This is a genomic window from Brevibacillus borstelensis (assembly GCF_036700025.1).
GTDB classification, from domain to species: Bacteria; Bacillota; Bacilli; order Brevibacillales; family Brevibacillaceae; genus Brevibacillus; species Brevibacillus borstelensis.
In genome coordinates, this window is sequence record NZ_CP144922.1 from 5,147,425 (window position 1) to 5,160,000 (window position 12,576).

A 12,576-nucleotide genomic window follows, 5' to 3' on the forward strand; every position below is an offset into this window, starting at 1 on the left:
TATCTTACCGCTTTGCTGCCCGCTGCCGATCCAGCCAGGCCTCCGCCGCCTGTTCTTGACTTCTGTCCAGCAGCAGCCAGTATTTGATAAATGGGCTGGCATCTTCACCGGCTTCTGCCGTCAGCGCTTCCACCCATCCTTTCCCCGTCGCGATCCCGTGCTGATGGGCAGCCACAAAGCGCCTCAGCATTGCGTGAAGACGCTGTTCTCCCCACGCTTCCCGGAGCAGCCAGAGCATGGTCGTCGTCCGGGAATAGACCAGATTGCTGTAGCTCTCGTTATCAGGGAAACGGGACAGCGCCATCCACGGCTTGAGCCCTTTTTTGTCATAAAAGCCTGTCGTCCCTCTGACCATTCGGCCCACTACCTGCTCGCCGGCCAGCTCCGGATAGGCATTTACCATAAAGGCGAGGGAGGCGTATTCTGCCAAGCCTTCGTCAAGCCATGCCTCTTCTACCTGATTGTTCCCCACGAGACCATAAAACCACTGATGGGCCGTCTCGTGAACAACTGTGGGGATCGATGACAGGTGATCGCCTTGGTAGTGGGAGCCGTCCAGAAAAACGATGCCTGGATACTCCATGCCATTGATATTGCCGCCGATTCTCACCGTATCGTACTCCGGATACGGATAGGCGCCAAACTGAGCCTGAAAGTATGCGAGGGCTTTCACCGCCGCTTCGTGGTTCCGCTTCACTTGTCCCGCCGAATCACCCTGACGCCACCAGCTGCGTACCCATGTATTCCCTACAGGCGTCTCCGCATGCTGATAGGTGTTGTCCATAATGACGAGCGAAAAGTCTCGAACCCGCTTTGCCTGCAAGCTGTAGGTGATTTCACCCGTCTGAAGCTCTTTTCCCGCTATATTCCGGTCCGTCGCCGTACTGACGAATTGGTACCCGGCAGGGATCGTCAGTTGTACCTGGTAATTCGCCGTTTCCGTATAAAAAGGATCACCCACCGGTCCATAAGGGTCCAGATGCCAGCCAGAGGCATCGTACACCGCCAGTACCGGCAGCCAATTTCCGAGCCAGATCGCATGCTCGTCATACGACATCCGCCCCATGTTGAGGGGCAGCGTCATCTCGAAATCCAGCTCCAGGTCGATTGGTTGGGTAGTTGCTTGGGCAGTCGCTTGGGCAGTCGCTTGTAAACCTGCTTGTGTACTTGCTTGTGCGTATTGTAGTTCGCCTTCTTTAGCGCTGACAGCCTTTCCGAGCCCTACCTTCACGACCGTTCCGTCGATCTGATAGGAAGCAGGCTTTCCTTGGACGACCAGTTTGGTAATATGATACGTTCCGGGCACGGCATTTTTTCCTAAAATTTCTAGCCAAAGCCCCCCTGATTTTTTCTCGGTAAACGCCAAAGGATACAGGTGCAAATACACATAATCCGGGTCTCTCGGCGCAAACCGGATGTGGACGCTGCCGGTTGCTGTCTTGCTTGCCGGATCGATTTTCACATCAGCCGCATAAGAAGTCATGTCCTCCGTCGCTTGCCCCGCCGTCGGGGACACGGCAACGCTCTTTTCCAAGCTGTCGGCAGCATTCTCGCTCTCGCTCATACCGCTATTTTTTGCCGCAGCAAGCCTGGTGCCTCCAGGAGTATCTCCCGCACCTGCCGAAGCCGCGGCCCGCTTTGCAAAAGCCGCTCCTCCGGCAGGAAAAATCCCCACAAAACTCATACTGACGACCAATACCACATAGACAGCTTTCACCGAAACGAGCCTCTCCACCCGGCTTCTCACCGCATCTCCCCCTTTTCTTGTCTTCTATCCTACACGATCTCCACTGTTTCGCTAAGCCTGCATTTGGGTAAAAATGGAGGGCCAGTCCTTTTCATCTTTGATGCGAATTGTCCGCTCCTCGCCGCTGATCATATTCTTGACGACCACCGTCCCGGCAGCCCGCTCATTTTCCCCGAAAATCAGCACATACGGGATTCGCTCCTTGTTGGCGTAGTCCAGCGCTTTTTTCAAGCGGCGTCCCATGAGCTCTACCTCTATCCGCAGACTGGTCGATTTGCGAATGAGGTTTGCCAGTCCCAACGCCTCTGCTTCTGTCCCGAGCGGAATGACAAAGACATCTGCACTGCGGGCTTCAAAAGGGCTGTCGCCCATCGTGAGTGCCGTCAAAATGACGTCCAGTCCATATGAGATGCCCACGGCCGGATACTCCCGTCCGTCCCCCAGAAACTGGCCGATAATCTTGTCGTACCTCCCCCCGCTGCCAATGCTGGAGGTGATTCTGCCGTCCTTCAAAAAGATTTCGTACACCGTACCCGTGTAGATGCTAAGGCCCCGGGCCAAAAAGGGGGTAAACCGAACCTCTCCGGCCACACCCGCTTCTTGCAAAAGGGCAAACAGCTCCTGCAGCTCGGCTGCGCCCTCCTGTACCAATTGCTCGTCGTACCTGTTTGCCAATCCATCGAGACTCCGTTCCCCATTGCGCAAAAAATCGGCGATCTTCGCTATTACCGGCTCCTCGATTTGCCGCTCCCGCAAATCGTCGCAGACGCCATCTACGCCGATTTTTTCCAGCTTGTCAAGCGATAGCATCACATCTGCTGCCTGCTCCTCCGCGATCCCCATCACCTGAAGCAAGCCGGACAACAGCTTGCGGTTGTTCACCTGGATGTACACGTCCAAACCGAGCCGCGCAAAAGCCTCAAATGTCATGCTGATCAACTCGGCTTCCGCCAGCATGGAGGTCGTCCCGATGATATCTACATCACACTGGATGAACTCGCGGAACCGCCCCGGCTTGACCGGACCGTCGCGAAACACCTTGCCGATTTCATACCGTTTAAACGGCAGCCGCATTTCAGGATTCATCCCGACGACTTTGGCGAGAGGGACGGTCAAATCATAGCGCAGCGCCAAATCGCGTTCCCCCTGATCGGTCAGCCTGTACACCTCTTTGAGGATTTCCGCCCCTCCCCCGTATTTCGAAGCGAGCAGATCGTAATGCTGCAGCATCGGCGTCTCCAGCGGCTTGCAGCCGTGCGAGGCAAATACTTCCTCCAGCGTCCTCCGGATCGTATTGCGAAGCCCCTGTTCCTCCGGCATAAAATCCCTTGTCCCTTTGACATTGCGCAAAATCCCTTCCATAAACTGTTCCTCCTTTTCATTTGCTTCCCAGTCTGCTTCTTTTCCTTCTCCGGAAACGGCAAAAAAGCCATGCGGAGACATCAAATGCCCGCATGGCTTTCCTTCTGCCACCGCAGGCACCAAGCACAAACAGCGCTTGCACCTGCGGAAAATTTCATTTCCGTAGATACAAACGCTCTAATGATGGTGATGCAGTTGAAGGAATGTGCGAAGACCGATCATCGGTCCATCCCTCCTGAGCAGAATTTTTCCTATCATACAACACGCAGTAGCCGCGGCGCAAGAATCAAGCTTGTCCCCTGCACAATAAAAAACCGGCTGCCGCCACTCAGGCGACAACCGGTTGACCTTTTGTCCATCTATTCTCTCAGGAAGATAAAATACGCCAGGAAGACGAAGAACAGCGCGTACATGACTGGATGAACCTCGCGACCTTTGCCCTTCAACACCTTGATCACCGGGTAAGTGATGAAGCCTGCCGCGATTCCGGAAGCGATGCTGTAGGTCAGCGGCATCATCAGGACCGTCAGGAACGCCGGGAACGCTTCGTCCATTTCGCTCCACGCGATCTGGGCCATGTGAGACGCCATCAGTACACCTACGATCACGAGCGCTGGCGCTGTCACAGCTTCCGTCACGACGGAGAGCAGAGGGAAAAAGAACAGAGCCAGAAGAAACATGATCCCGGTTACAACTGAGGCAAAGCCTGTCCGGCCGCCCGCTGCGACGCCTGCCGTCGATTCGACGTAGCTGGTCGTAGTCGACGTTCCGAGGATCGCTCCCGCCATACCGGCAATCGCGTCGGAAGCCAGTGCGCTTCCCGGACGAGGCAGCTTGCCATCCTTCAGCAAGCCTGCCTGGCTCGCTACTCCAAGCAGTGTTCCTGTCGCATCGAAAAAGTCAACAAACAGGAAAGTGAAAACGACAATCAGCATTTTCGCGCTAAACAACGTAGAAAAATCGCCAAGATACTGGAAAGCTGCACCAAAGGTTGGAGCAAGGCTTGGCGGCGTGTCGACGACCTGTTTCGGAAGTTCCACAATCCCGAAAATCATCCCCACGATCGCCGTCACAACCATCCCGACGAAAATCGCGGCATTTACCCGGCGAGCCATCAGGACTGCCGTCAAAACCAGACCGAAAACAGCCAGCAAAGCATTTTTCACAGCCAATACCTGCGCGGCATCCATATCCGGATGGAAGGTCAAATGGCCGAGTGTCACGACTGTCGCGTCACTGGCGATAATAATACCCGCGTTTTTCAAACCGATAAATGCGATAAACAGCCCAATCCCAGCGGACACCGCGTACTTTAGCCCCTGAGGGATGGAGTTTACAATCGCTTCCCGAATGCCAGTGAGCGACAGGAGCAAAAAAATCGTACAGGAGACAAAAACCCCCGCCAAGGCCTGCTGCCAGGGAATCCCCATCGTCAGAACAGCTGTATACGTAAAGAACGCGTTGAGTCCCATCCCCGGCGCCTGGGCGATCGGCAAACGGCCGACAAACGCCATGACGAGTGTACCAATCGCTGCTGCCAGCGCTGTGGCTGTAAAAATGGCTCCAAATTCCGGATAGTTCGCTTTCAGCTCAGGCGGCAGATCGGCCCCGCTGAGGATGAACGGATTGACAGCCAAAATGTAGGCCATTGCGAGAAATGTAGTGATACCTGCAATCGTTTCACGACGATAATTGGTGCCTAGCTTGTCAAATTCGAAGTACTTCCGCACCGGAATGTCCCCCCAGATATTTTTCGGTAAATAAAAAGCCGAGGCGCAACCATACACCTCGACTACCGAACAAAACAGACGGGAAACCATAAATAAAATGAGTACCTTAACGTTTCAATATCCCCGTTGATGTCTTGTTCGTAGCCAGGTCGTTTGCGGCGACCTCGTAGAAACTCCCGAGCCCTATTCCCGAGAATATACGAACCTTCCTTATTTACCTTTTCACAACGAAAAGTTTAGCAGGAAGAAAAGAGGTTGTCAACGGAAAATACGAACGATAAAAATCTCTGATCAATCAATATCCGGTTTTATTGCATTTCAGATGAGGACCTTCCTGCCATTCTCACAGCTTGTCCCCAATTCCGAACGAAAATTTACTCCCACTCGATAGTTGCTGGCGGTTTGGACGTGATGTCGTACACGACTCGGTTCACGTTCTCCACTTCATTGACAATCCGGGTGGAGATTTTCTCCAGCAGATCCCACGGAATCCGAGCCCAGTCTGCAGTCATTCCATCAATGGAGGTAACGGCCCGAATCCCGACTGTGTAGGAATACGTACGAACGTCACCCATTACTCCGACACTTTTCATATCCGGCAGTGCCGTGAAGTATTGCCAAATTTCTCGATCCAGACCTGCTTTCGCGATCTCTTCGCGCAGGATAGCATCCGATTCACGAACGATCTCCAGTTTTTCTTCTGTAACTTCGCCCAATACACGAATGCCAAGACCTGGTCCCGGGAACGGCTGACGCCATACGATTTCATCCGGCAATCCGAGTTCTGTTCCCAGCTTGCGGACTTCGTCCTTAAACAGTGTTTTCAACGGCTCGATCAAGGTGAAGGTCATATCCTCTGGCAGCCCGCCAACGTTGTGGTGAGACTTGATGGTGTGGGCAGTAGCCGTACCGCTTTCCACGATGTCGGTATAGAGTGTGCCCTGGGCAAGGAAATCCATGTCTTTCAGCTTGCTTGCTTCCTCGTCAAACACGTAAATAAATTCGTTACCGATGATTTTGCGTTTTTGCTCTGGATCGGTTACGCCTTTCAATTTGTTTAGGAAACGTTCGCGAGCGTCAATTTTGATGACATTCATCGAGAATTTATTCGCGAATGTCTCCATGACGCCTTCCGCTTCTCCCTTGCGGAGCAAGCCATGGTCTACGAACATGCAAGTCAGTTGATCGCCGATCGCCTTGTGAATCAAAGCCGCTACGACCGAGGAGTCGACCCCGCCGCTCAAAGCGCACAGAACCTTTTTGTCTCCAACCGTCTCGCGGATCTTTTTGATCTCATCGTCGATAAACGTGGTCATGCTCCAGTTGCCTTCGCAACCGCAAATCTCAAACAGGAAGTTGGCGATGAACTCGTTTCCTTTTACCGTATGGCGCACTTCCGGATGGAACTGTACCCCGTACAGCTTGCGCTCAGGATGGCTGATGGCTGCCACGGGACAGCTGTCGCTGACTGCATCGATCCGGAAACCGGCCGGCAGCTCCACGACCTTGTCGGAGTGGCTCATCCAGACCACTTCATTTTCTCCCCATTTTTCGTACAGGCTGTGCGGTTGCTGCAGACGAAGCTCGGCTTTTCCGTATTCCCGTTTGCCGGCGCGCTCCACTTTTCCTTCCAGCATGTGGCTCATCAGCTGCATGCCGTAGCAAATCCCCAGTACCGGCACATCCAGATCAAAAATAGCCGGATCTACTTTCGGTGCGCCTTCCTCATACACACTGGCAGGTCCGCCGGAGAAAATAATCCCCTTTGGCTGCATTTCCTTGATTTTTTCAACAGGTGTATTGTAAGCGACCAGCTCGCTGTACACCCCAAGATCCCGTACGCGACGGGCGATCAACTGGTTGTATTGTCCCCCGAAATCCAGTACGACGACCATTTCCATTGGCTTGCTCATGTGATCCTCCTTCTCCTGTTTCCGCCAGGTTGTTACCGATAATTTCACCTTGGCCAAGCTCATGCACCGCGAGATTGGGAACGTAAACGCATTTTCGTTTCCCAACCGTCCAAGGTTGTAAAAAAACCGGGACCATTGCCTCCGATAAAACAAAACGGAGGCAGAGTCCCAGTTTGTGTACACTTTTGCGGTTGCATGTACAAAAATCCGAAGTCCTCACCTCGTAGTCGCCCGATTTACGGTCGAGCGGTAGAAACTGTCAGGCCAATTCCTGATACTATACGAGTATTCGAAGGAAATTCTAGCAGACTGAAGGTAATAGTTCAAGGCTTCAATTGCTGGGTAAGCCGATCAATCAGTTGCTGTGCAATCGAACGGGCCTTTTCCTCCATTTCCCTGCACCCATAATAGAGACGCTCATACAGGTGAGTGAGGTACTGCAGGTCTTGACGTTTGTCACCGGTCAGAGCAATTCTCTTCACGTACTCCCGCAAAGTCTCACCCGGTTCCCGTCGTGAATGCAGATGCTGAATCATCTGAAGCAGCAGTTTATATCGATCCGAGTAGTGCTCGTTTGGATGACTTCTCATTTGACGCTGAAGCCACCAATACGTGATAACCCGTTTCTTCCTCCAGGCCAGATAAGCACCGGCTGCCAGCAACACAAGCGCTGCCGCTTTTGCTTGCCACGGCATTTTCCAGCTTGCCTGTGTGGGGCTGTCGGCGCCCTCAAGCTCGTCTAGTCGGTTGTTTCTCCGTTCGGCTGCCGTATTTTCTTGCAGATTCGGAACCGGCAGGGTTACCGATTGTTCCGATGAGTTCAGATCGTATTTGATGCGAACAGGGGACAAGAAAGTGCTGGTCGCTTCAAACGGAATCCAGCCTTGTCCAGGGAAGTAGACCTCTACCCAGGAGTGAGCGTCCTTGTTTCGAACTTCGATGACATCGTTGCCATTGCTGTCAGTGCCTACGCGGCTGCCCGGAGCAAATCCCTTGACCCAGCGTGCCGGTATCCCGATCGATCGCAGCATGACCGCCATCGAGGTCGAGAAATGGTCGCAGTAGCCCCTGCGGCTGTCAAACAGAAAGTGGTCTACGAAGTCCTGCCCCGGTGCCGGTACGGGCACATCCTTGGTCTCGTATTTATAATCTCCTCCCGTACGGAGGTAATTCTCGATCGCGCGCACTTTTTCATACGGAGTGTTTGCGTTCTTGGTGACATCCAGAGCCAGCTCCTTCACTCTGTCGGGCAACTCGCCAGGAAGCTGCAGGTAGCGTTGCTTGATGTCAATCGGATAGGTGGAACCTGCTTGCATGATTGCCTTTTCGCTGACAATCGGCACTTCCGCTTCCAATTCATATTTCTCCGGCTTCAGCAGAAAACGGCTCGGCAGTGATCGCTTCTGTCCTGTGCTTTGAGATTCTGTCGCTTGTTCACCCTGTTCTTCTGTCGGCTGTACTGCCTGACCACTTGCAGGCTGCCCGGTCGGAGCTCCTCCCGGCTGTACTGCCTGGCCACCTGCGGGCTGCCCGGTCGGAGCTTCTCCCGGCTGTACTGCCCGACCACTTGCAGGCTGCCCGGTCGGAGCTTCTCCCGGCTGTACTGCCTGGCCACTTGCAGGCTGCCCGGTCGGAGCTTCTCCCGGGTGTGGCACGCCTCCCTCTTCTGGCTCGGCTTCCTCCCTCGGAGCTCTCATATCTACTCTGCCGGCCCGTACCTCCACTTGCTGGCTTGCTCTGTCATAAACCATCGTGGCGTTATCAGGCTCGATGCTTACAACCTTTTTCAACTGCCCTGGATAAAACATCGTAAAATACGGTTCCCCTCTGGAAAAATCCATTGTAGCCCGCACTTCCTTTGTTTCCGTTCCATGAAACAGCATTTGCTTCCACTGATGGGTTTGCAGGTTCAAAATAGGCTCATACTCCCGCTCTCCCTTTTGCCAGCCGCGTCCTGTGTAAATATCCTTGGAGTCGCCGCGCCAGTACGTCCGCTCATTGGTGATAGCAACAAAGACTAGCGCCTCATCCTGTTGGAAGGGGCCACCGAGGTTTTCGTCATTATTGTCGTAGCCGACCTTTTTCATGGTGCCAACTGGCCCTTCCTCGCCTCCGGTTAAAAAGGCGATCGGATCCGGCCAGACGGCATCTTTTTTCGGGCCGGCGTAGGCGACACTTACTACGATGGCCAGAATCAATACCGGGGCGATCAACGTATTCCACAGCGTCCAACGCTTTTTGCCCGCAATCGGGGCCCGCTTGGATATGGCTGTCAGATGGGCGACAGCCAGCAGCATAAACCCGTAGATCAGCGTTCGGATGATCGCACCGTCCGCCTCATAAGGCAAAAACGTATCCAGCACTGCCAAGTACAGCTCTGTCAAAAAGACAAACCAAAGGCCCTGCCGCTGTTCCAAAACTAGATAGGTGACCATCGAAATCAGTATGGCCAGCATGAGATCAAATAGCAGGTTGCGGGAGATCAGAGACATCGAAATCCAATCCTGCTGAAAAGCCAACGGCACATCGCGCACCAGGCTTGCATACATGTTGTAAAGCCATTCCGTACTCAAAAACGACGATGTGAAAAAGTCGGAATGAATGATCCATAAAATACCGAGCAGCTTGAAAGGAAAGGTCAGCCATCGGTATGGAACGACCAGATCGAGTAACAAAACACCTGCAACGATCATGTAGAATGGCCAAAGTGTTCCGGTATCGGTCAGCTCGCTTAAAGGCAGCAGCCACTCCCTCAGCATGAGAAAAAGAAACAAGGCAGCAAGCCATTCCATTCCTTTGGGGCGTCTCCAAACACTCATTACGAGGCACCTCCTATCCGCTTCCCGTCTTCCACATCATCCAGGTGCACCGATTTGCACGTTACCTTGCTCGCCATCAGCATTTGAATAGCTTGCTTCTCCTCCGGTGCCGGAACCGCATGTGCATGAATCCGCAGTAGATGGACATGCCGCCCTTTTTGAGACAACTGTACCAACCTGGCTACCAGTTCCTTGTCGACGCGTGGCGTGATCACGACCAGTGTGACGCCTAGAGGCTGCTCCAACGCTTCCCGCCCCACAATCCGGGCAAAGCTGTCCACACCTTCCGCCATCACCCGTGCCAGTTGGTCAAAAATCCGGATAAAATGCGTATGCGAACAGGCTGGTTGTATCGCGATTCGCTCTTTTTGCTTGTACGTCAAACCGTAATGATACTGATTGCGATTGGCATAAGCGACGAGACTTGCGGTCAGTTTTACGGCGGCCTCGAACAATTGCGGCGTTTGATCCTGGTAGTGAGCCTTTTCTACATCCAGAAAAAAGACCACCTGGTTCATCGCCTGGTGTTCAAATTCTTTTGTCTTGAGACCGGTCCCGCGTGCCGATGCGCGCCAATGAATTTGGCTCAGTCTGTCTCCACGGTGATATTCACGGACACCTCGCACTGCCGCTACGTCATCAGAACGGCGATGAGCGACGTGTACAGTCCCGCTGAAGCTCCCGTCACCCAGTGCCCAATGCGTCATCTCCTGATAGGACGGGTAAACGAGGAAATCATTGAAGACCGGGACCGTCTTTTTCCTTTCAACAAATCCAAAGAAGTCTCCCCCGCCCAACACACATTCGGTCAAACAATAATAACCCCGCGGCAGTCCGGGTATGACGTATTTAAACTCTATTTCTCTTTTAAACCAAGGAAAGATTAATTGCCGATGCGGCTCAAATACACCAGCCAGCCGGTCTGGCAGCGGTTCTATCACTACGTTCCAGCCCAAAGGAAACCAGAAACGGCGGCGCAAACGCACCGTTACAACGACGTCTTCGCCTTCCTGAAGGCGGTTTCGGTCGATTTCCCTGACGACCTCTAGCGAGCGGAACATCATGAAAAACACACACAATTCATAAGCCAGAAACACCAGGCTGCTGTAAAACAAAAACCAACTGGCAAACCCGCCCTGGAACATGGCAAACACAAACGTAATGAGGACAAGTGCAGCGGTTTTGATTTTCCCGTAGCGTTGTTGTTTCATGCACGTTCACCGCCTCAGCTAACCGGAACACGCGTTTCCGATAGAATCGCCGATAGGATCCGGTCGATCGTAGCTCCCTCCAGCCGAGCCTCCGGTTTCAAAATAATCCGATGAGCAAATGTCACCGGCACCAGTTCTTTGATGTCATCCGGAATCACATAATCTCGCCCACGCACGAAAGCCAACGCCTGGACCGCACGGAAAAGGGCAAGTGACCCGCGTGGGCTGACGCCCAGGTACACCTGATGGTGTTCTCTCGTCCGCATGCACAAGCGTACCAAGTACTCCTGAACGCCTTCAGACACTCGGACAGCGGCGACCTGCTTCTGGATTTGAGACAGCTCTTCTGTTGTAACGACGGGCTCCAGGCTGTCGAGCGGGTTTTCCCCGGAGAACCTGTTTAACATCCGCACCTCTTCCTCCAAGGTCGGATAGCCAAGACGCAGCTGCATCAAAAAGCGGTCTAACTGCGCTTCCGGCAAAGGAAACGTACCCTCGTACTCCAAAGGGTTTTGGGTTGCCATTACAAAAAACGGGCTGTTTAATCGGTAGGTATTGCCGTCAACGGTAACGGAACGCTCCTCCATTGCCTCAAGCAGCGATGACTGTGTCTTTGGAGAGGTACGGTTGATCTCGTCAGCCAAAATAACATTGGCAAAGATCGGTCCGGGACGGAACTCGAATTCCATCGTTTTTTGATTGAAAATCGCTACGCCTGTTACATCTGTCGGCAGCAGGTCGGGAGTAAACTGGATTCGTTTAAATTCGCCGCCAATCGATCTCGCCAAAGACCGAACCAGCATGGTTTTACCGACTCCAGGGACATCTTCCAGCAAAACATGGCCATTTGCCAATATGGCTGCCACGCATAGTTCAATAATGGAGCGCTTTCCAATCAGTACTTTTTCAATATTAGCAATCAACTTTTCCACAGAGGGATGTGAATGATCGAGTTTAATCGAGTTCATGGATGACAACTCCTGTTCCAACGTATTCTACCTTTTCGGCAATCACGTGTAATAAGGGCCTTTTCATCAAATAGGAACGGCCGATGGTCGACTCTCTCTTCATTTTATCTGATACCTTCATCCAGTGGAGAGGAAACCTATTCCTAAAGTAAGATAATGCGCTTGAAGTTACAAGGAAAAAATCGTTAATATTTGTAAAATTGTGAAATGAACTATGAAAAAAAGGGTAGGATGCATTCCTACCCTGTTGTCGTAATCTACACATATGGCGTGCCCTGAGAGATTCGAACTCCCGACCTTTTGATTCGTAGTCAAACGCTCTATCCAGCTGAGCTAAGGGCACAAAATGGAGCGGACGACGGGGCTCGAACCCGCGACCTTCGCCTTGGCAAGGCGACGCTCTACCAATTGAGCTACGTCCGCATAATCGTGATTACATATAAAACGTATAAACAGTCTCAAGGTCACTATGGTGCGGGTGAAGGGACTTGAACCCCCACGGTCTCCCGCCAGAACCTAAATCTGGTGCGTCTGCCATTCCGCCACACCCGCATGCACATTGAGAAACTGTTATTTTTGAAAAACTGGTGAGCCATGAAGGACTCGAACCTTCGACCCTCTGATTAAAAGTCAGATGCTCTACCAACTGAGCTAATGGCTCAAACAAGTGGCTGGGGTACTAGGATTCGAACCTAGGAATGACGGAGTCAAAGTCCGTTGCCTTACCGCTTGGCTATACCCCAAAAGTGGTGCCGGCGATAGGACTTGAACCCACAACCCCCTGATTACAAGTCAGGTGCTCTACCAATTGAGCTACACCGGCATG

At 52.8% G+C, this 12,576-nt stretch carries 7 protein-coding genes, 6 tRNA genes and 2 riboswitches; all 13 genes read right to left on the minus strand.

The annotated features are described in order from the left end of the window. Nucleotides 1-4: 4 nt before the first annotated feature. Entirely contained in the window at nt 5-1,747 is a 1,743-nt protein-coding gene (locus tag V5G20_RS24640; RefSeq protein ID WP_243014231.1) for a M1 family metallopeptidase, read from the minus strand. A gap of 51 nt (nt 1,748-1,798) precedes the next feature. Next, complete coding sequence (locus tag V5G20_RS24645) at nt 1,799-3,109, minus strand: histidine--tRNA ligase (protein ID WP_122957618.1); 1,311 nt, start codon at nt 3,107-3,109, stop codon at nt 1,799-1,801. Between the two features lie 359 nt (nt 3,110-3,468). Further along, nucleotides 3,469-4,839: an NCS2 family permease gene (locus V5G20_RS24650; RefSeq protein WP_122957553.1), complete on the minus strand. Its 1,371-nt coding sequence runs from the start codon at nt 4,837-4,839 to the stop codon at nt 3,469-3,471. A gap of 121 nt (nt 4,840-4,960) precedes the next feature. Beyond that, nucleotides 4,961-5,062, minus strand: a riboswitch (purine riboswitch). Between the two features lie 151 nt (nt 5,063-5,213). Beyond that, entirely contained in the window at nt 5,214-6,752 is a 1,539-nt protein-coding gene (gene guaA, locus V5G20_RS24655; protein WP_003389498.1) for a glutamine-hydrolyzing GMP synthase, read from the minus strand. A gap of 204 nt (nt 6,753-6,956) precedes the next feature. After that, nucleotides 6,957-7,057, minus strand: a riboswitch (purine riboswitch). 18 nt (nt 7,058-7,075) lie between these two features. Continuing rightward, entirely contained in the window at nt 7,076-9,571 is a 2,496-nt protein-coding gene (locus V5G20_RS24660) for a transglutaminaseTgpA domain-containing protein (protein ID WP_279041691.1), read from the minus strand. Beyond that, a complete protein-coding gene (locus tag V5G20_RS24665; protein WP_338462603.1) occupies nt 9,571-10,782 on the minus strand; it encodes a DUF58 domain-containing protein in 1,212 nt (403 codons plus the stop codon). The genes V5G20_RS24660 and V5G20_RS24665 overlap by 1 nt, the downstream gene beginning before the upstream one ends. 14 nt (nt 10,783-10,796) lie before the next feature. After that, entirely contained in the window at nt 10,797-11,750 is a 954-nt protein-coding gene (locus V5G20_RS24670; RefSeq protein WP_227278016.1) for an AAA family ATPase, read from the minus strand. Nucleotides 11,751-12,016: 266 nt separating this feature from the next. Next, nucleotides 12,017-12,093, minus strand: a tRNA-Arg gene (locus tag V5G20_RS24675). A 4-nt stretch (nt 12,094-12,097) separates the two neighbouring features. Then, a tRNA-Gly gene (locus tag V5G20_RS24680) sits at nt 12,098-12,173 on the minus strand. Nucleotides 12,174-12,220: 47 nt separating this feature from the next. Further along, nucleotides 12,221-12,302: transfer RNA gene (locus V5G20_RS24685), tRNA-Leu, on the minus strand. Nucleotides 12,303-12,335: 33 nt separating this feature from the next. Next, a tRNA-Lys gene (locus V5G20_RS24690) sits at nt 12,336-12,411 on the minus strand. A 7-nt stretch (nt 12,412-12,418) separates the two neighbouring features. Then, a tRNA-Gln gene (locus tag V5G20_RS24695) sits at nt 12,419-12,493 on the minus strand. Nucleotides 12,494-12,497: 4 nt separating this feature from the next. Further along, a tRNA-Thr gene (locus V5G20_RS24700) sits at nt 12,498-12,573 on the minus strand. Between the last annotated feature and the right edge of the window lie 3 nt (nt 12,574-12,576).

Excerpts from the sequence above, each read along its gene's own strand:
- V5G20_RS24645 (WP_122957618.1), bottom strand. The coding sequence starts at position 3,109 with ATGGAAGGGATTTTGCGCAATGTCAAAGGGACAAGGGATTTTATGCCG.
- V5G20_RS24670 (WP_227278016.1), bottom strand. The coding sequence starts at position 11,750 with ATGAACTCGATTAAACTCGATCATTCACATCCCTCTGTGGAAAAGTTG.
- guaA (WP_003389498.1), bottom strand. The coding sequence starts at position 6,752 with ATGAGCAAGCCAATGGAAATGGTCGTCGTACTGGATTTCGGGGGACAA.
- V5G20_RS24665 (WP_338462603.1), bottom strand. The coding sequence starts at position 10,782 with ATGAAACAACAACGCTACGGGAAAATCAAAACCGCTGCACTTGTCCTC.
- V5G20_RS24660 (WP_279041691.1), bottom strand. The coding sequence starts at position 9,571 with ATGAGTGTTTGGAGACGCCCCAAAGGAATGGAATGGCTTGCTGCCTTG.